Annotated in this window: 16 protein-coding genes and 1 pseudogene; 8 read left to right on the forward strand and 9 right to left on the reverse strand. The window is 70.9% G+C overall.

Annotation, left to right across the window (positions count from 1 at the left end):
• Nucleotide 1: 1 nt before the first annotated feature.
• Both kdpF and OG594_RS40035 read right to left on the reverse strand, forming a co-directional pair.
• On the reverse strand, nt 2-91 hold the full coding sequence (gene kdpF, locus OG594_RS40030; protein ID WP_266607293.1) for a K(+)-transporting ATPase subunit F: 90 nt from the start codon (nt 89-91) through the stop codon (nt 2-4).
• On the reverse strand, nt 88-243 hold the full coding sequence (locus tag OG594_RS40035; protein ID WP_266607294.1) for a hypothetical protein: 156 nt from the start codon (nt 241-243) through the stop codon (nt 88-90). The genes kdpF and OG594_RS40035 overlap by 4 nt, the downstream gene beginning before the upstream one ends.
• Before the next feature lie 409 nt (nt 244-652).
• On the opposite strand from OG594_RS40035, the gene OG594_RS40040 reads away from it, so the two are divergent.
• From OG594_RS40040 to OG594_RS40055, 4 genes are all read left to right on the forward strand, one after another.
• A complete protein-coding gene (locus OG594_RS40040; RefSeq protein WP_266607295.1) occupies nt 653-2536 on the forward strand; it encodes an APC family permease in 1884 nt (627 codons plus the stop codon).
• A gap of 285 nt (nt 2537-2821) precedes the next feature.
• A complete protein-coding gene (kdpB, locus tag OG594_RS40045) occupies nt 2822-4972 on the forward strand; it encodes a potassium-transporting ATPase subunit KdpB (RefSeq protein ID WP_266607296.1) in 2151 nt (716 codons plus the stop codon).
• 157 nt (nt 4973-5129) lie between these two features.
• Entirely contained in the window at nt 5130-7067 is a 1938-nt protein-coding gene (locus OG594_RS40050) for an amino acid transporter (RefSeq protein WP_266607297.1), read from the forward strand.
• Nucleotides 7068-7144: 77 nt separating this feature from the next.
• Nucleotides 7145-7318, forward strand: coding sequence for a hypothetical protein (locus tag OG594_RS40055; protein WP_266607298.1), 174 nt, complete (start codon nt 7145-7147; stop codon nt 7316-7318).
• 44 nt (nt 7319-7362) lie between these two features.
• Here OG594_RS40055 and lysA read toward each other — a convergent pair whose 3' ends face one another.
• Both lysA and OG594_RS40065 read right to left on the reverse strand, forming a co-directional pair.
• On the reverse strand, nt 7363-8703 hold the full coding sequence (gene lysA / locus OG594_RS40060; protein ID WP_266607299.1) for a diaminopimelate decarboxylase: 1341 nt from the start codon (nt 8701-8703) through the stop codon (nt 7363-7365).
• A 13-nt stretch (nt 8704-8716) separates the two neighbouring features.
• Nucleotides 8717-9052 (reverse strand): SAV_915 family protein, encoded by a 336-nt coding sequence (locus tag OG594_RS40065; protein ID WP_266607300.1) that lies wholly within the window; start codon nt 9050-9052, stop codon nt 8717-8719.
• Between the two features lie 282 nt (nt 9053-9334).
• Here OG594_RS40065 and OG594_RS40070 point away from each other — a divergent pair, with 282 nt between their 5' ends.
• The 3 genes from OG594_RS40070 (at nt 9335) to OG594_RS40085 (ending at nt 14019) form a co-directional block, all read left to right on the forward strand.
• Nucleotides 9335-9847 (forward strand): universal stress protein, encoded by a 513-nt coding sequence (locus tag OG594_RS40070; protein ID WP_266607301.1) that lies wholly within the window; start codon nt 9335-9337, stop codon nt 9845-9847.
• 212 nt (nt 9848-10059) lie between these two features.
• The gene (locus tag OG594_RS40075) at nt 10060-11481 is read left to right on the forward strand and encodes a serine hydrolase (protein ID WP_266607302.1); all 1422 of its coding nucleotides are present in this window, start codon (nt 10060-10062) and stop codon (nt 11479-11481) included.
• A 1134-nt stretch (nt 11482-12615) separates the two neighbouring features.
• Complete coding sequence (locus OG594_RS40085) at nt 12616-14019, forward strand: beta-propeller fold lactonase family protein (RefSeq protein WP_266607303.1); 1404 nt, start codon at nt 12616-12618, stop codon at nt 14017-14019.
• On the opposite strand, the pseudogene OG594_RS47435 reads toward OG594_RS40085, so the two are convergent.
• Nucleotides 13977-14090, reverse strand: a pseudogene (locus OG594_RS47435) (hypothetical protein); the annotation flags it as partial. The gene OG594_RS40085 and the pseudogene OG594_RS47435 sit on opposite strands and share 43 nt — an antisense overlap.
• A 384-nt stretch (nt 14091-14474) precedes the next feature.
• A complete protein-coding gene (locus OG594_RS40090; RefSeq protein ID WP_266607304.1) occupies nt 14475-16226 on the reverse strand; it encodes an amidase in 1752 nt (583 codons plus the stop codon).
• A gap of 346 nt (nt 16227-16572) precedes the next feature.
• On the opposite strand from OG594_RS40090, the gene OG594_RS40095 reads away from it, so the two are divergent.
• A complete protein-coding gene (locus tag OG594_RS40095; protein WP_266607305.1) occupies nt 16573-17130 on the forward strand; it encodes a TetR/AcrR family transcriptional regulator in 558 nt (185 codons plus the stop codon).
• A 61-nt stretch (nt 17131-17191) separates the two neighbouring features.
• Here OG594_RS40095 and OG594_RS40100 read toward each other — a convergent pair whose 3' ends face one another.
• The 3 genes from OG594_RS40100 to OG594_RS40110 are packed head-to-tail and all read right to left on the reverse strand — an operon-like array spanning nt 17192 to nt 19500.
• Nucleotides 17192-18064 (reverse strand): alpha/beta hydrolase, encoded by an 873-nt coding sequence (locus OG594_RS40100; RefSeq protein WP_266607306.1) that lies wholly within the window; start codon nt 18062-18064, stop codon nt 17192-17194.
• A gap of 27 nt (nt 18065-18091) precedes the next feature.
• Nucleotides 18092-18937: an alpha/beta fold hydrolase gene (locus OG594_RS40105; protein WP_266607307.1), complete on the reverse strand. Its 846-nt coding sequence runs from the start codon at nt 18935-18937 to the stop codon at nt 18092-18094.
• A gap of 50 nt (nt 18938-18987) precedes the next feature.
• The gene (locus OG594_RS40110; protein ID WP_266607308.1) at nt 18988-19500 is read right to left on the reverse strand and encodes a DoxX family protein; all 513 of its coding nucleotides are present in this window, start codon (nt 19498-19500) and stop codon (nt 18988-18990) included.
• Between the last annotated feature and the right edge of the window lie 5 nt (nt 19501-19505).

Here is a 19505-nt window from a genome sequence, read left to right on the forward strand (position 1 = left end):
GCTAGAACCTCTCCGGGTACACGAGGGCGAGGACGAGGTATCCGAGCAGGGAGACGGCCACGATGAGGCCGACGATGTTTTCGGCGTTCACAGCTTGGTCACCCCTCGGGCGATGAGAGCCACCAGCGCGAAGACCGCGACCGTGGTGACGACGAAGGCCAGATCGGCCATCGTGAGCTCCTGGATGAAGTGGGAAGAAATGAATCGGCCAGCTGGCCGATGACGAGATAACCGTGTCTTCATCCCGGCGTTAAGACGCCTTGACGGGGTCCATACGGGCCCAGGGGAACTCTTAACGCCGCCCTGACGGAAAGCACCGGAAAGGCCCGGTCAGGCCAGGTGGGACAGCCCCGCCGGGTCCAGGCCGAGCACGCCTGCGCGGCCGGAAGCGGCTGTAGTGGTCCGCCGCCGACGACCCGCGGCCCGGTCGCTCCGGCCGGCTGGTCGGCGTACTCGGTCACCGGCCCGCCCGGGAGGGGCAGCCGCGCGCCCCCGCGAGGTCTTGACGCACCTCGTACGGCCTTCCCGCCCAGGCGTCAAGGGCGCGTGAAGACTGGAGCGGCAGCCGTATGAAGAGCGCCAAGAACACTGGCGATCCGGCCACGGCGTCCGGACGCTGTCCTCACTTTGTCCAACGGAGGAACAGCGAAAGATGTCGATAGACATGGGAAAGCCGAGCACGGCAGGACGGGCCCCGGGCGTGGAGGAGCCTCCTGATACCGGCGTCGGGACGCCCGCGGCAGGGGACCGTCACCGGCTGACGGCCCTCCAGGGACTGGCGGCGCTGTCGCTGGACGCGATGGCGTCCGTGGCGTACGGGCCGGAGTCGATCGTGCTGGTGCTGGCGGCGGCCGGTGCCTACGGGATGGGCTTCACCCTTCCCGTCACCCTTGCGATCGCCGCGCTGCTGGCGGTGCTGGTGGCCTCGTACCGGCAGGTGATCGCCGCGTTCCCGGACGGCGGCGGCTCGTACGCCGTCGCCAAACGCCATCTGGGCCGGCGTACGAGTCTGGTCGCCGCCGCTTCGCTGATCCTGGACTACGTCCTGAACGTGGCCGTGTCCGTCACCGCCGGTGTGGCCGCCCTGACCTCGGCGTTCCCGGAGCTCTACGGGGAGCGGGTGTGGATCTGCCTGGGCATCCTGGTCCTGGTCACCGCGGTGAACCTGCGCGGGGTCGTGGAGTCCGCCAAGGCGTTCCTCGTACCCACCGCCGTGTTCGTCGGGTCGATCCTCGCGATGGTCGTCGTGGGACTCTTCCGCGACGGTCCCGTCAGCACCGCGTCCGCAGCCGGGCACGCCTCCGCCCTCGGCGAGGGCGCGACCACCGTGGGCGCGCTCCTGCTGCTGAAGGCCTTCGCGGCCGGCTGTTCGGCGCTGACGGGCGTCGAGGCCGTCGCCAACGCCGTGCCGTCCTTCCGGGCCCCGGCCGCCCGCCGCGCCCAGCGCACGGAGGTCGCCCTCGGCGCGCTCCTGGGCGTGATGCTGATCGGCCTGTCGATCCTCATCGGCCGCTTCCACCTCCAGCCCGTGGAGGGCGTGACCGTCCTCGCCCAACTCGCCGACGCCTCCTTCGGGCACGACACGGCCTTCTACGTGGTCCAGTTCGCCACCATGGTGCTGCTGGCGCTCGCCGCGAACACCTCCTTCGGTGGTCTGCCCGTCCTGATGAGCCTGCTGGCCCGCGACAACCACCTGCCGCACGTCTTCGCCCTCAAGGCAGACCGACAGGTCCACCGCCACGGTGTGCTGGCGCTGGCCGCCGTCTCCGCGGCCCTGCTCGTCTTCTCCGGCGGCGACACCAACACCCTCGTCCCGCTCTTCGCGATCGGCGTCTTCGTCGGCTTCACCATCTGCCAGGTCGGCATGGTCCGGCACTGGTACGGGGAACGGCCGCGCGGCTGGCGGGCGAGGGCGGCCCTCAACGGCTTCGGCGCCCTGCTGACCGGGGTCTCGGCCGTCGTCGTCACCGCCACCAAGTTCACCGAAGGGGCCTGGCTGATCGTCGTCGCACTGCCGTTGCTCGTGCTCGGCTTCGATAAGATCCACCGCGCCTACACCGAGATCGGTGAACGTCTGGAGCTCGGCCGGGTCCCGCAACCCCCGCAGCGCTCCCGCTCCGTGGTCGTGGTCCCCGTCTCCGGTCTGTCCCGTCTGACCTGCCAGGCCCTCACCGCCGCTCGCTCACTCGGCGATGAAGTCCTCGCCGTGACCGTCACCCACCCGGCCCCGGAGGACCGTCGGACCGCCGAAGCCCTCAGGCGGGACTGGGAGCTGTGGAAGCCCGGTGTCGAACTGATCGAGGTCTCCTCGGAGACCCGCTCGCTCGGCCGCCCCCTGTCGACGTACGTGCGGAAGCTGGCGCAGACCCATCCGGATGCCCAGGTGACCGTCCTCATTCCGGAGACCGAGCCGGCCCACCTGTGGCAGCGGCTGCTCCAGAACCAGCGCGGCTCCGTCGTCGCCCACGCCGTCCGCCGCGACACCGACGCCGTGATCTGCCGGCTGCGCTTCCGCATCACGACCGACGCACGCTGACGCACGCTGACGTGTGCTGATGCCGTGTGTTGATGCACCTCTGACGACGGCTTGACGCGTCTCGTACGCCGCCGTCAAGAGGGTGCCAATTCCTGCGCCCACGTACGTGCTCCGTGCAGAACGGACGCTAGTTTCCTGCCTGTTGCGCTGCCGGGGACCTCGAACACTCACATGACGGCCGAGGGGGTCCATGGAGACGGTCCCCGGCGGCGACACCCTCTCCCGCACCCCGGCCACGAGCCGCCGGGGCTGTCGTGCCTCCCCACCCATCCCGAAGGTCGCTTCATGCCTCCCGCCGCCGCGCAGCACGTTCCTCCGGGTCTCGGCACACCACCGCGGATCCCGACCGACCGACCGTCCCGGAAACGCTCCGGCCGGGTGAAGGTGGCGGACCCCGAGCTCCTCGCCGCCTCCGCACGGGAGGCCGTCGGCAAGCTCCATCCGCGCGAACTGGTCAAGAAACCGGTGCTGTTCGTCGTCGCTGTCGGATCCGTCCTGACCACGCTCTCGGCGCTCGTCCACCCGTCCGTCTTCACCTGGGTGATCAGTGTCTGGCTCTGGCTGACGGTCCTGTTCGCCAACCTCGCCGAGGCCGTCGCCGAGGGCCGGGGCCGGGCCCAGGCGGAATCGCTGCGCAAGGCGCGTACGGACACCGTCGCGGTACGGCTGAACCACTGGACGTACGGGGCCAACCTGAACCGGGCCGAGACCGAGGTGGTCACGCCGGCCGAGCTCCAGCCCTTCGACTTCGTGCTCGTCGAAGCCGGCGAGCAGATCCCGGCGGACGGTGACGTGGTCGACGGGGCCGCGATGGTGGACGAGTCGGCCGTCACCGGCGAATCGGCCCCCGTCCTCAGGGAATCGGGCGGCGACCGGTCCGGTGTCACCGGCGGCACGACCGTGCTGTCCGACTCGATCGTCGTACGGATCACCTCGCGCCCGGGCAACAGCTTCATCGACCGGATGATCGCCCTGGTCGAGGGCGCCACCCGGCAGAAGACCCCGAACGAGATCGCGCTGAACATCCTGCTGGCCGCACTCACCGTCATCTTCGTCCTGGTGGTCGTCGCCATCCAGCCGATGGCCGCCTACGCGCACGCCGCACAGTCCACGACCGTCCTGGTCGCCCTCCTGGTCACCCTCATCCCCACCACGATCGGCGCTCTCCTGTCGGCGATCGGCATCGCGGGCATGGACCGGCTCGTCCAGCGGAACGTCATCGCGATGAGCGGACGCGCCGTGGAGGCGGCCGGAGACGTGAACACCCTCCTCCTCGACAAGACCGGCACCATCACGCACGGGAACCGGGAGGCCGCGGCGTTCATCCCGCTGCCGGGCGTCGACCACATCAAGCTGGCGGACGCCGCCCAGCTGTCCTCGCTCGCCGACGAGACGCCCGAGGGCAGGTCCGTCGTCGCCCTCGCCCAGCAGTACGGGCTGCAGCCGGCCGCCGCGGAGGACCTCAGCAATCCGCGGTTCACCGAGTTCAGCGCCCGCACCCGGATGAGCGGTGTGAACCTGAGCTGGGACAACGGCGCGGGTTGCGCCATCCGCAAGGGCGCGGTGACGCAGGTTTGCGACTGGGTGGTGGCGCGCGGCGGGACCGTACCGCCGCAAGCGGCGCAGTGGTCGGCCACGGTGTCGCAGTCCGGGGGCACGCCCCTGCTGGTGGCGGTCCACGACTGGGACGGCCCGAGGGTGCTCGGGATCATCCATCTCAAGGACGTGGTCAAGGAGGGGATCCGGGAGCGGTTCGAGGAGCTGCGGCAGATGGGGATCCGTACGGTCATGGTGACCGGCGACAACGAGCTGACGGCCCGCGCCATCGCCGTCGAGGCCGGCGTCGACGAGTACCTCGCCGAGGCCACTCCCGAGGACAAGATGGCCCTCATCAAGCGGGAACAGGCGGGCGGCAAGCTGGTCGCGATGACCGGTGACGGTACGAACGACGCACCGGCCCTGGCCCAGGCCGACGTCGGCGTGGCCATGAACACGGGTACCTCGGCCGCCAAGGAGGCCGGGAACATGGTGGACCTGGACTCCAACCCCACCAAACTCATCGACATCGTCGAGATCGGCAAGCAGCTGCTGATCACGCGCGGCGCCCTGACCACGTTCTCGATCACGAATGACGTGGCGAAGTACTTCGCGATCATCCCCGCCATGTTCGCCGCGGCCTACCCGGGGCTCGAAGCCCTCAACATCATGGGCCTGAGCAGCCCGACCTCCGCCATCACCTCGGCGATCATCTTCAATGCGCTGATCATCGTCGCCCTCATCCCGCTCGCCCTGCGCGGCGTCCGCTACCAGCCCGCCTCCGCACACGACCTGCTGCGCCGCAACCTCGGCGTCTACGGCCTCGGCGGCCTGATCCTGCCCTTCGTCGGCATCAAGCTCATCGATCTCGTGGTCTCCACCGTCCCCGGCCTCGGCTGACATCGGTCAAGGCCCCGACCGGCCGCGGATGGCCCTGTACGCGTTAAGGACGCGTCAGGGTTTGTTCGCTCGCGTGCACGAGTGATCAGTTTGCGTACGCTTGCTCAGCTGTCGATGGCGATGGCTGATTCTTTGCGTACGACAGGAGACCCCCGCGATGGCCACCCCTGCCCGCACGTCACGCTTGCGCGCGTGGATGCTGGAAGGCTTGACCGCCGAGAACAGTTCGCCCGCTGCCAAGGAGGCGGCGGCTCAGCCGCACGGTCGGCCGTGGTGGCGGGTGATGTGTCTGACGGGTCTCGACTACTTCTCCACCCTCGGTTACCAGCCCGGTATCGCGTTCCTCGCGGCGGGACTGCTCTCGCCGTTGGCGACCATCGTGCTCGTGCTGCTCACGCTGTTCGGCGCGTTGCCCGTGTACCGGCGGGTCGCGGAGGAGAGCCCGCACGGCGAGGGCTCGATCGCGATGCTGGAGCGGCTGCTGACGTTTTGGAAGGGGAAGCTGTTCGTCTTGACCCTGCTCGGGTTCGCGGCGACCGACTTCCTCATCACGATCACGCTTTCCGCGGCGGACGCGACCGCGCACATGGTCGAGAACCCGCACCTCACCAGCACCCTGCACGGTCACGAGGTACTGATCACCCTGATCCTGATCGCGCTGCTGGGCGGGGTGTTCCTGAAGGGGTTCAGCGAGGCCATCGGCGTCGCCGTGGTCCTGGTGGCCACCTACCTCAGCCTGAACGTCGTCGTCGTGGCGGTCGGGCTGTGGAACGTGTTCACCCAGCCGCAGGTCATCACGGACTGGACGACCGCGCTGACCACCGAACACGGAAACCCGTTCATGATGATCGCCATCGCGCTCGTCGTGTTCCCCAAGCTCGCACTGGGCCTGTCGGGGTTCGAGACGGGCGTGGCGGTCATGCCGCACGTGCAGGGCGATCCGGACGACACCCCGGAGAAGCCGGCGGGCCGGATCCGCGGTGCGAAGAAGCTGCTGACCACAGCGGCCGTGATCATGAGCATCTTCCTGATCTGCTCCAGCCTGATCACGACCCTGCTGATCCCGGCCGCCCAGTTCGAACCGGGCGGCGAAGCCAACGGCCGAGCGCTCGCCTACCTGGCGCACGAGTACCTCGGTTCCGCCTTCGGCACGATCTACGACATCTCCACCATCCTGATCCTGTGGTTCGCCGGCGCCTCCGCCATGGCGGGCCTGCTGAACCTGATGCCGCGCTACCTGCCCCGCTACGGCATGGCCCCGCACTGGGCCCGAGCCCTGCGCCCGATGGTCATCGTGTTCACCCTGATCGCGTTCCTGGTCACCTGGATCTTCAACGCCGACGTCGACGCCCAGGGCGGCGCGTACGCCACCGGTGTCCTCGTGCTGATCACCTCGGCCGCGGTCGCTGTGACCATCGCCGCCCGCCGGGCGGCAGAACGCGGCTGGACCATCGGCTTCGGCATCATCTCCGCCGTCTTCATCTACACGACCGCCGTCAACATCGTCGAACGCCCCGACGGCGTGAAGATCGGCGCCTGCTTCATCGCCGGCATCATGGCCCTCTCCCTCCTCTCCCGCCTCGCCCGCGTCTTCGAGCTGCGCGTCACGCACGTGGAGTTCGACGACATGGCCCAGCGGTTCATCCGCGACACCGCCAACCGCACGATCCGGTTCATCGCGAACGAGCCCGACAACCGGGACCTGGAGGAGTACCGGCAGAAGAAGGAACAGATCCGCGCGGACAACGACATCCCCGCCGGCGACGACGTCATGTTCGTCGAGGTCACCGTCCTGGACGCCTCCGAGTTCGAATCGGGCATGCGCGTACGCGGCGAAGTGCTCCACGACCGCTACCGCGTCCTGACCCTGGAGAGCTCCAGCATCCCCAACGCCCTGGCCGCGCTCCTGCTCCACGTACGCGACGAGACCGGCCAGCGCCCGCACATCTACTTCGAGTGGACCGAGGGCAACCCGATGGCCAACTTCTTCCGCTTCTTCCTCTTCGGGCAGGGCGAGGTCGCCCCCGTCACCCGCGAGGTCATCCGGGAAGCCGAACCGGACCGCGCCCGCCGCCCCCACATCCACGCGGGCTGACCCGTTCGCGTCAAAACGCTGCCAGGAATCCCGCCCGGCCCTCGCCATGACGAGAGCCGGGCGGGATTCTCACTACCGTGACCACTCGCTCGCGCCCCGACCGCGCCAAGCGCCGGACCCTACTCGCCCTCGCGGCGGCCGGCCTGACCCTCATCGCCGCCGGCGCCGCCCTCGACGCCCTGTGGCTGCTCGGGATCGGCGTCTGGGGCGTCATCGCCGCGATGCTGATCGAACTCGTCTACCGGCCTTAGACCGGCACTCCACGGAACGCTCCGCCGGATCGACGAGGCCGCTCCTACCCGCCGATGTCCCGGCTGCGGAAGTCCTCCAGCGTCTCGCGCCGGACCAGGATCCGGGCCGTGCCCTCGTGGACCGCGATGAGCGCGGGCCGGCCGACGAGGTTGTAGCCGGAGGCCATGGACAGCTGGTAGGCGCCGGCCACCGGTACGGCGAGCAAGTCGCCGGGGTGGATGTCGCCGGGCAGTTCCACGTCGGCTGCGAGGACGTCACCGGCTTCGCAGTGCCGTCCGACGACCGTGGCCGTGCAGGTGCCGGCAGTGGCAGTCGAGTGCCGACCGATCAGGCGGGGCGCGTAGCGCACCCCGTACAGGGCGGGGCGGGGGTTGTCGCTCATGCCGCCGTCGACGGCGACGAACACCTTCTCCCCGGTGTGCTTGACGGCGAGCACCCGGTACAGGGCGACCCCTGCCGGACCGGCGACGGCACGTCCGGGCTCGATGAGGAGTCGGGGGACGACCAGTCGGGCGGCGGCGCACCCTTCGATGAGCTCGGCGCGCAGCCGTCGCGCCAGCGCTGTGAGGTCGAGGGCGGGCTCGCCGGGCCGGTAGGCGATGCCGTGGCCGCCACCCATGTCCAGTTCGGGCAGGACGATGCCGTGCGCGTCACGGATGCGGGCCATCAACCCGACCATGCGGCGCAGGGCCACCAGGTAGGGCTTCACATCGGTGATCTGGGAGCCGATGTGGCAGTGCAGGCCGGTCAGTTCGAGCTGCGGCTGGCTCAGGATCCGGCTGATGGCGTGCTGCGCGCCCCCGTCCGTGAGGGACAGGCCGAACTTCTGGTCGTCCGTACCGGTGCGGATCTTGTCGTGGCCGCCCGCCGAGACGCCCGGCACCACCCGCACCATGACCTTCTGGTGCCCCTCGGGGCCCACAGCAGCCGCGATCCGCGCGATCTCGGACGGACCGTCGATGACGATCCGCCCCACGCCGAGCCGCAGCGCCGCCTCCAGGTCGCGGGGCGACTTGGCGTTGCCGTGCAGCACGATCCGTTCGGGCGGGAACCCGGCGGTGACGGCGAGCTCCAGCTCCCCGGCGGAGCAGACGTCCAGGCCCAGCCCTTCCTCCTCCACCCAGCGCACCATCGCGCGGCAGAGGAAGGCCTTCGCGGCGTAGTGGACGTCGGCGTCGGGGAAGGCGTCCTGATAGGTCCGGCAGCGCCCGCGCACCTCGCCCTCGTCCAGGACGTAGACCGGGGTCTCGAACCGCTCGGCGACCTCGGCGAGCGACACCCCTGCGACGGCCGGATCGCCGTGCGGGAGCCGCTGCGCGGACGCGGGCCATATGGACAGGTCGTCGGCGCCGGTGGCGACCTCGGAGAGTACGGCAGTGGTCATCGGGACTTCCCTCTCAGAGAGCGCGGACCGCGACGTCGGCCGTTCGAGCCGGCACCGGGGTGACGGCGGGAGCCGTGAGGGTCGGGTCGATCGTCAGCGAGCACGCGCCGAGCGGCGAAGCCAACGCGCGGAGCGCCGACTCGGACAGCCGGATCCAGGGCTGCTCCGCGCCGAGCGTCGCGGCCAGCAGGTCAGGGCGGGTGAATCCGACGGCGGTACGGTCGCCCAGCGGGGTGCGGAACATCCGGAGCACCACCTCCGCGATCCCCGGCCGGACGGGCACGTAGAGGGGTCCGGCCGGGACGCGTTCTTCAGGCTCCGGGTCGTTTTCGTACTGGAACAAACACATGGGGCCCTCCCAGAGGAACCACGAGCGGCAGTGGAGGCCCCGGGTGCGGGGAGGCAGTCCGGGGCGCGACAACGAAGCTATCCCCGGGCTCCCACACCTTCCGCCCTGCCTTGGCGGGTCCTTGACGACGACCCGCCCAGTCCATACGGATCGCTGACGGACGGCGTCAGGAACCCGTCACGGCCACGGACCTCGGCGTGAGAGAGCCGTCAACAGCCGCACCGAAGCCCCCGCGGAGCGCTTTCATGTGAACCAGCCGCCGAGGACGAGGGGACGGAAACTGTGCGCAGAGTCGTGGTCGGTGTCACGGGCCGCCCGGGGAGTCTGACCGCATTGCACCGGGCGGCGGCAGAAGCCCGACTGCACGATGCGGAACTGAGGGTCGTCCTGGCCTGGCAGTCACCGGGCGACGAACTCGGGAGCCGCAACGGCCTCGGGCCCTCTGCCCTGGCCCAATGCCGTGCTGCGGCCGTCGAAAGACTCCGCGAGGCCCTCGACACCGCCTTCGGCGCCGCGGGACCCGGGATCCCCCTCGCGGGCCTCACGGTACGGGGGACTCCGGGCGCAGTTCTCGTGGACACCGCCCGTGACCCGGACGGCCTCCTCGTGGTCGGCACGGGATCCCGCGCCGCACTGCGCCGCCTCGTCCGGCCCTCGGTGGCCCGCTACTGCCTCGCGCACGCCGCCTGCCCCGTGCTGGCCGTTCCGCCGTCCCCGCTCCAAGCCGAGCTGGAATCCGTGCACCGTCGCAATGCCTGGCGGATCCCGCTGGACCCGCGCGAGCTGGCTTCCTGAGGAACAGCAGGCGGCGGCCCCGGTCCGTCGCCGCCCCGGAGCTCTGGCGGGTGCGCCGAGGGGGCTGACCAGCGCTGTGGCGGGGGCTGACAGGCGGGACGTCCCGCTGTCAGCGTGCGATCAGTGGTCTGTCAGCGGGCCCGGGCACCGTCGTGGTCATCGAGAACGACGACACCCGACGACACCCGACGACATCCGACCAGGAGGACCCCATGAACGTCGACGCCACCCAGAAGCCGCAGGACGAAAAGGCCCGGACCGAGCTCGCCGAGTTCGTCGAGCGGGCCGCCACGCAGTTCGGTATCCCCGGCGTCACCGTCGGCGTGTGGGCGGACGGCCGGGAGACCTTCGCGAGCCACGGCGTGACCAGCCTCGACAACCCGCTGCCCGTCGACGAGGACACGCTGTTCCAGGTGGGCTCCACGACGAAGACCTTAACGGCGGTGGCGCTGATGCGGCTGGTCGCCGACGGCCGCGTCGAACTCGATGCGCCGGTGCGCCGGTACGTACCCGAGCTCGTCCTCGCGGACGAGACGGCCGCGGCCGAGATCACCGTCCTGAACCTGCTCAACCACACCTCGGGTCTGGGCTGGAACATCATCGTCGACACCGGTGACGGGGACGACGCCCTGGCCGCCTTCGTAGCGAGGATGGCCGAGTTGGAGTTCATCGGCGAGCCCGGTGCCCGCGCCTCGTACAGCCAGGCCGCGTACAACCTGCTCGGACGCGTCCTGGAGAACGTCACGGGCCTGACGTACGAGCAGGCCGTCGCCTCGCTCGTGTTCGGGCCGCTGGGACTGTCCAACAGCTTCTTCGGCACCGCCGACGTCATGACCCGGCGGTTCGCCGTGGGCCACGGCCCCGGCGAGGACGGCAACCTCGCCGTCGCGAAGGAGTGGCGGCTCACCCGGGGCAACAACCCCGGAGGAGGTCTCGCCTCTTCTGCGGCGGACGTCCTGGCCTGGGCGCGGTTCCAGCTCGGCGACGGCCGAACGGAGAACGGCGAGCAGCTCCTGCCGGCCGAGCTGCTGCACCGGATGCGGGAACGGACCGTCGAACTGCGCGGCAGCAACCTCGGCGACGGCTTCGGCATCTGCTGGTTCCTGCGCGAGGTGGACGGTGTTCGGACGATCGAGCACGGCGGTTCGGCCAACGGCCAGTTCTGCGAGCTGGTGATCGTGCCCGAGCGGAACTTCGCGGTCGTCGCCATGGCCAATGCCGGCCCGGACGGCATCCCCTTCAACCGGACGGCCGTCCGCTGGGCCCTGGAGCACTACCTCGGCGTCGTGGACAAGGACCCGGAGCCGCTGCCGTACGACGAGGTGCGGGCCGCGGAGGTCGTCGGGGCCTACGAGAACGACGTCATGACGCTCACGGTCGCCCTCGACGGCACGGCGCTGACCATCGCGGCAGCGATCAAGCCGGAGATCCGCGAGGCGGCCGACTTCGAGATGCCCGCGGACCACGAACCGGCCGCCATGGGCCTGCTGCCCGGCGACGGCGACGAGTTCATCGTCACCGCCGGTGGACTACGGGGGCAGCGCGGCTTCTTCTCCCGGGACGCGAGCGGTGCCGTCACCGGCGTCGACCTCGGCGGCCGCATCTTCCACCAGGTGCCCACCGCCTTCACGTGACGGGCCAGCCATGGGGCGCGGACCGGCATCCCAGGGAGGGGAGAGAGCCCTTCGGATCCCCCGTACCGTCGTCCGCGAGGTAGCCGAGTGCGGCGTCACGGAGAAAGGCTTGGGGAAGGTGGAGCCCGACACCGAGCCTGCGGGCATCCATCGCCGCTTCCAGCGAGCCCTCGCCACAGGCGCGCCGCGCTCGTAACGGCTCAGCAGCTCCGGCGATCCGGGCAGGTCGGCCAGGTCCTGCGTGACGCGGCCGTGACTCCGCGCCCGGTCCAGGGCGTCTGCGAGCATCCGGTCGCCCTCTCGAGCGAACGCCTGCGCAGCGCGCAGCGCGTCCTGGTCAGGCCGAGAACCGGCCGTCGTATTCGGGCCAGAGGGTGCCCAGAACGAGGACCGGCCGGCGGTCAGGATGCGTGAGCAGGGCGCGCAGGGCAGCCGCGATGCGGTTCACCGTGCCGGGGACCGCCCAGGTAGTGCTGCGCCTCGTTGAGCCACACCACTGTCCGCGGAGCAACCCGGGCCAGGCCCTTCAGGGCGGCTTTGGCGCGCGTCGGATCGTGCGGGTGCCATAGCCGCCACCTCCGTCAGCAGTTCCTCGCGAGCCAGGCCCAGTGTGCGGGCAGTCCCTCGGCGAGCTTCTTGCACAGCCCAGCCAAGGCGGCGTCGCGATCACCGTCGCCCATTGCTCCCCCTGGTTCTGATCTGTTCGCCGGGGTTCATTCTGCTGTGGTGAACCCCGGCGAACGCGGTTTCCGAGACGTTCCGAGCAACCGCCCGTCGCTCCACGGAGACCGCCATGACCCAACTCGCCATCGCCCTCGTCGTGGTGGTCGCGATCCTCGCGGCGGCTGCCGCAGCCCTGACCACGCTTTTTGCCTCCTGATCACCGCATCGTGCCGCGAAGGCTTCACCGACGGGCACGTGAGCAACAGGCCGACCGCCCGTGGGGCCGGCCGGGTGGGGGCGTCACCGGTTGGGGCGGGTCGAGTAGCGGCTGCGTGCGCAGGGGTGATCGTCTGGCCGCGACGGTCCGCCCGGCCCGTGTTCGCCGGTGACGCGAGGCGGTCGTCAGCAACTCTGAGCGAAGGGATCGTCGTCATGGGCCCAGAACAGGGGCGGGCGAGAGCGGACGGAACGGTGGGCAGCCGAGTCGGCCGGTACGTGCTGGGGCTGCTGTTGTCCGCGGCGATGGCAGCATCGACCGTAGTCGCTCTTCCGGTCGGCCAGGCAGCGGCGGTACCACCGGGGACCTACGTCTACGTCTCCAACCTCAACAACGACAACGTCTCGGTGATCGACACCGTCACCAACACGGTGACCGCCACCATCCCCGTCGGTGACGGCCCGCAGGGGGTGGCGGCGACTCCGAACGGAACCCGTGTTTACGTCGTCAACAGTGTCAGCGACACCGTCTCGGTCATCGACACCGCCACCGACGCGGTGACCGCCACCCTCCCCGTCGGCGACTTCCCCGTCGGGGTGGCGGTGACACCGGACGGTACCCGCGTCTACGTCCTCAACTCCGTGGCCGGGACCGTGTCGGTGATCGACACCGTCACCAACACCGTGACCGCCACCATCCCCGTCGGGTCCCAACCCGTATCGGTGGCGGTGACACCCGACAGCACCCGCGCCTACGTCACCAACCGGCTCAGCGACACCGTCTCGGTGATCGACACCGCCACCAACACGGTGACCGCCAGCATCCCCGTCAGCGAGGGGCCCTGGGGGGTGGCGGTGACGCCGGACGGTACCCGCGCCTACGTCACCAGTGTCGACCTCAGCGACATTGTGTCGGTGATCGACATCGCCACGAACACTGTGACCGCGACCATCATCGCCGGCAACGACCCCCAGGGGGTGGTGGTGACGCCGGACGGCACCCGTGCCTACGTCGCCAACGCCTTCAGCAGCACCGTCTCGGTGATCGACACCACCACCAACACCGTGACCGCCACCATCGCCACCACCAACAGGCCCGGCGAGGTGGCCATGGCACCGGACGGCACCCACGTCTACGCCGTCAACGGCACCAACGACAACGTGTCGGTGATCGACACCGTCACCAACACGGTGACCGCCACGGTCCCCGTCGGCGACTTCCCTCTCAGGGCGGCGGTCACGAACGTGGGCAACATCCCGGTACCGGGCGATCCGGTGCCGACCGAGCTGAAGCTCAAGACGACCAAGAAGAAGGGCAAGGGCAGCAAAACCCTCACGCTGACCGCCCGGCTGACGGCCGAAGGCCAGCCCCTGCAAGGCGAAACCGTCACCTTCACCACCGCCGGCACGACACTGTGCACGAGCACCACCAACACCCACGGCCAAGCAACCTGCACGATCCACAGCAGGCAGGCCAAGCACACCTGCTACACCGCCACGTTCACCGGCGACGACACCTACCAGGGATCGACCGCCACCACCTGTCTCCCCTCCCACGACAAGAAGGAGGAGGACAAGGAGCCGTCCGGCCTGCGCACAACCGCCGACGCTTTGACCCCGGCGTCGTCGTCGGACTGGAAGGCGGCCACCACCCCGTAGAGGCCGAGCGCGATGACGCCGGCGCCGATCCAGATCCAGCCCTTGTGCTCGCGGATGCCCTGCCAGACCAGCCTTCGAGGGCTTCGCCCGACCGGCCCGCGAACGCGATCTCGTCGCCCGGATCGCCGAGCTGCCCGAGAAGATCGCCGGACTCCTGGACCGGCTCAAGGCCGGGGGCCGGAAGCTGCACGCGGCGCCGACGAGGCCCGCGGCCTGGCCACCCCCGACCGTGACCGGCTGCCCGCCACGCCCCCGGGCGCCATCGAGCTCGGTGCTCGGACGGCTCGACACCGCCGCAAGCCGTGACCCCGCAGCGGGTACCGCTGCGGGGTCGCCGCCCCCGCCCAGGAGCACGGGCCCGCTCGGACAAGGCTCGTTCCCCCGGCGCACGGCCACGACCTGGGCGCGCCACGTGAGGGCAGAGCCCGGCGGTCGGGAGTTGCCGGAAGGAACGGCTACGCGTGCGGAGGCACCTGTGCCGACAGCCGCGGCGTACGCGGCGGCACCGTGCGCCGGCTGCCGGTCCGCTCGAAGGCCGCGGCGAGGGCCAGCAGGGCGTTGTCGTCGTAGGCACGGCCCGCGAAGGTCAGCCCGACGGGCATGCCGGTGTCCGTCATGGTGCCCATCGGCACGGTCACGGTCGGGATGCCGAGGTGGCGGGGGACCAGGTTGCCGTTCGCGACCCAGACGCCGTTGCGCCAGCCGAGGTCGGCGGAGGCCACGGACACGTCCATGTCGGCGGGCCCGACGTCGGCGACCGCGGGGAACACCACCGAGTCCAGGCCCAGTCCGTCCATCCACAGCTCCAGGTCGACCCGGCGCGTCTCCTCGAGACCGCGCAGCCCTTGCTCGAGGTGCGGCATGTCGGTGAGGGACGCGTACGGGCGCTCGCGCACGAGGCGCGGGTAGTCGCCGATCGTGTCGTCGAAACCGTCGTAGCGGTCGGGCAGTTCGCCGTCCTGCTTGGGCCAGATGCGGGTGCTGTCGACCTCGGCCAGGGTGGGGAGCGCCGGGTCGCCGTTGGCCCGCAGGAAGTCGTCCCACGCCCAGGCGGACAGGTCTTCGATCTCGAAGGTGAGGAAGTCGCGGCTGACCAGTCCGCGGGTGGGCAGCGACGGCGCGCCGGGGCGGTCGGACTCGTAGTTCGACACGACGGGGAAGTCGACCTCGACGACCTCGGCGCCGGCGGCCTCCAGGTCGCGGCGGGCGGCTTCCCACAGGGCGATCACCGAGGGACGGGTGTCGATGCGCTGACCGGTCTGGCCGCCGATGCCCCCGGCGGGGTTCGTTCCGGCGTCGGGGTCGGCGTTGATGTACATCCTGGGTACGCCGACGCGCTTGCCGGCGAGCGCGTCGGACGCGGCCACGGCGTCGGCGGGTGCGAGGGCCGGGTAGGAGGCGGGGCGTACCTGCGAGGGGGAGGGCAGCGGCACCCACGGCTGTGCGCGCCACAGGTCCCCGCGCGCGTGCGGGTCGTCGGCCACGATGACGTCGAGCAGTTCGAGCAGGTCGGCCATGGTGCGGGTGTGCAGGACCACGACGTCCATGGTCGGTACGAGCGGCCAGTTGCCGCGGACCGAGATCACGCCGCGGCTGGGCGTGTAGGCGCACAGGGCATTGTTCGACGCGGGCGCCCGGCCCGAGGACCAGGTCTCCTCGCCGAGGCCGAACGCGCCGAACGACGCCGCCGTCGCCGTGCCGGAGCCGTTGGAGGAGCCGGAGCCGTAGGCGCTGGTGAGCCAGTCGGCGTTGTACGGGCTCTCCGCGCGGCCGTACACACCCCGCTGCATGCCGCCGTTCGCCATCGGCGGCATGTTGGTCAGGCCGATGAGGACGGCCCCGCCCGCGCGCAGGCGTTCGATGGCGAAGGCGTCGTGCTGGGCGACGAGGTGCTCGAACGCGGGGGAGCCGGACGCGGCCGTCAGCCCCTTCGCGAGGTAGCTGTCCTTCGCGGTGTACGGGATGCCGTCCAGCGGACCGAGCGTCTCGCCCCGCCCGCGGCGCGCGTCGGAGGCCTCCGCGTCCGCGCGGGCGTCCGGGTTCATCACGACCATCGCGTTCAGAGCGGTGGACGTACCGGGCCGGTCGTACGCCTCGATCCGCGCGAGGTAGGCGTCGAGCAGCTCGACAGAGGTGGTCTCACCCTTCTCCAGCGCCGCGCGCAGGTCGGCGATACAGGTCTCCACAACATCGAATCCACGCGTCATGCGGGTGTCTCCAGGGTGGTCGGGTCGGACGGGCGAGCCGCTGGGCATCGGGGCGACCGACGGCCGTCGCACTCCCCATCGCGCTGACTAGATTTTCAGTCTAGATTAGGAATCTAAACTCCTGGAACGGACTGGAACAGAGGTGAGCGAATCCATGGCGACGTCAGAGACCGGGCCGGCGCGGCCGCAGCACCCTTCCCCGTCGGAAGGTGTGACCGGCGCGGAGGCCGGCGCGGAGGCCGGCTCCGAGGCCGGGGCCAGGGTCGGTGCCGCTTCCCGGCCTGCCGCTGGGCCCCCGGTCGACCGGAAGCGTCAGCCCAGCGGGGACGAGGCGCGGGGACGGGCGATGAGGGCCGCCATCAGCGTCATCGCCGAGAAGGGCACCGCGAACGTGCGGATGTCGGACATCGCCGCGCGGGCCGGGATGAGCACCGGCCACATCCTCTACCACTTCGGCAAGAAGGACCGGCTCCTGCTCGAAGTCCTCGCATGGAGCGAGGCGGACCTCGGGACCCGGTTCCGACAGGCCGCCGACGAGGCCGCGTCCCCCGCCGAGAAGCTGGCGCTGTTCGTACGTTTCTACCTGCCCCGCCACGAGGGCGACGAACGCTACGCGCTGTGGACGCAGGTACTGGCCCAGCGCCACGACGAGGCGGGTCGGGAACTCCTCACCACCCTGCTGGACGGATGGGACGAGCGCCTGGAAGCCATCGTTCGTGAGGGCCGGGACCTGGGACAGTTCGCCGACGTGGACCTTCCCGAGTTCACCATTCGGGCCGTGGCCATGCTGAGCGGGATCTCCGAAGACGTGATGTTCGGACGGTCCCGCTGGCAGCACGCCTCCGCGCACGCGTTCGCCCTGTTCGCCCTCGAGCGCGAACTGCGTCCGACCGGTCGGGCATGACGACGCGCACGGCCGCCGGTCCGCGCCCCGTCGGGGGTGGCCCATCCCGCTCCGTGTCGCGTCATGAGGCCGGGTCGGCGAACCGGCGGACGAAGGCGAGGGCGGTGTCGGCGACCTCGCGCCAGCCGTGGTCGATGGTCAGGGAGTGGCCGCGGCCGGGAATCTCCGTGATCTCCGTGACCGCGTGCGTGTTGCTGGCCTGTCTCTTGTAGGAGGCGTTGGCGATGGCCCAGGGGACGGTGTGGTCCTTCTCCCCGGAGATGATCAACAGCGGTCCGCGGTCGGCGGAGGTGGTGTCGACCTTGGCCTCGGTCCACGGGTTGACGTTCGCCGCAGCCGCCTGGAAGAGGGGTTCTCCCGGGGCAGGTACGGCGAAGGCGGCGTACAGCTCGCGGGCTTCCTCCTCGCCGACCGCATTGGCGAAGGAATAGCGGAACTGCTCGTAGGTCAGGGGTACGGCCCGGTGGTAGTTGGCGGGGTTGCCGAGGACCGCGCTCGCGGCCCGCAGGGAGGACAGGGGCAGCGGCAGCACACCGCGGAAGGGCGCCGGATCGATGGCGACGGATGCTCGGGAGAGGCCGCGCCCGGCGGTGATCTGCGTGATCAGGCCACCGAAGGAGTGGCCCACGACCACGGGCTTGCGGTCGAGTGCGCGGATGAGGTCGCAGAAGTGGTCGGTGACCTGTCCGACGCTCTTGCCGGCGAAGACCTCGGGGTGGGCGTTGGCCTCCTCGACGGTCTCCGGGTCGTCGGGCCAGCCGGGGGTGACGGGCGCGAAGCCGGCTTCCTCGAACACGGCGACCCAGCGGTCCCAGCTGGTGGGCAGCAGCCACAGGCCGTGGATGAAGACGACCGGGATGCGGCCGGTGGCGTTGGCCGCCTCGACCCGGGCGAGGTCACGTGCGTAGGACGGAGTGGTTCCGGGGGATGACACGGGTGGCTCCTCAGAGGTGGTGGGGCATCAGGCGGTGACGGTGCGGGCAGCGGACCGGATCACCGCGACGACGGCGTCGGGCCTGCTGTACATCGGCAGGTGGGAGGACGGCACCTCGACCGTCCGGGACCGGGCCCGGGAGGCCTGGAACCGCTGGAGCTCGGGGACGATGCCCCGGTCCCGGCTGGAGATCAGGGTCCACGACGGTACGGTGTGCCACGCCGCGCTGCTCACCCGGTCGGTGAACGCGGACCCGCTGAGAGGGCGCTGGCCCGCGGCCAGTACCCGTGTGGTGGGACGCGGAACGTCCTGGGCGAAGACCTCGTGGTAGCGGTCGGGCCGGATGTAGAGGTCGACGCCGGTGGTGCCGTCAGGGCCCGGTACGGGGACGGGCTCCAGCGAGGCTTCGAGCTGGGAGCCGGGGAACCGTGCTGCGAGCTCGCCGAGGACCTCTCCGGCGTCGGGGACGAACGCGGAGACGTAGACCAAGGCCTTGACGTGGGGCGCGGTGGCGGCGGCCTGGGTGATGACCGCACCGCCGTAGGAATGGCCGACCAGGACGACGGGTCCGGGGACGGCGGCGAGCCGGGCGGCCAGCTGGGCGGCGTCGTGGGCGAGGCCGCGCAGCGGGGTGGCCACGGCCACCACCGGGTGGCCGTATTGCTGGAGCCGTTCGGTGACGGGGGTCCAGCTGGAGGCGTCGGCGAAGGCGCCGTGGACCAGGACCACGGTGGCCCTACCGCCGTTTCCCGGTCCGGATCCGGTTTCGGCGGCGGACGCAGCGGCCGCAGGCGCCGCGGCGACGGTCAGTGCTGCCGCGGCGCCCGCAGCGGTCTTCAGGGTGTGGCGTCGGCTCAGTGGACGGCCGGTCATCGTAGGTGTCCTTCCCTTGACGAGGGGCGGGAGGTGCAGGGCTGGTGCGTTCACGGGAAACCCGGCGGGGCGGGGGGCGTGGCCGGGTCGTGCAGCAGGGCGCGTACGGCGAGGCCGCTGGCCGCCCCGACCACCAGCGCGGCCGCGGCCGACCAGCCGGGCCAGTGGGGCAGGCCGAGTGCGCGGTCGACGGAGAAGCGGCCGGGGCCCGTGAGGGCGATCCCGGTGGCGATTCCGATGAGCACGAGGGGGTACTCGTAGCCGTCGTGCTGCACCCACAAGCCGTGGGGCCACTTGACGGTGAGCGCGACGGTCATCACGCCGATCGCCATGGTGGCGCCGAGCGGAGTGAGGGCTCCGGCGGCCAGCAGCAGGCCGGAGCCGATCTGCCCGGCCCCCGCGGCGAGGGCGGTGAGCGCCCCGCCGCGGAAGCCGTCGCGCCGGAACTCCGCGGCCCCGCCCGCCAGTCCGCTGCCGCCGAGGCGGAAGCTGACCTTCTGCACGCCGTGCGCGGCGATCAGCAGGCCCGCCAAGAGGCGGAGGAGGAACAGTCCGGTGTCCATGCTCG

Origin of the sequence: Streptomyces sp. NBC_01214 (genome assembly GCF_026340975.1) — a bacterium.
GTDB lineage: Bacteria > Actinomycetota > Actinomycetes > Streptomycetales > Streptomycetaceae > Streptomyces.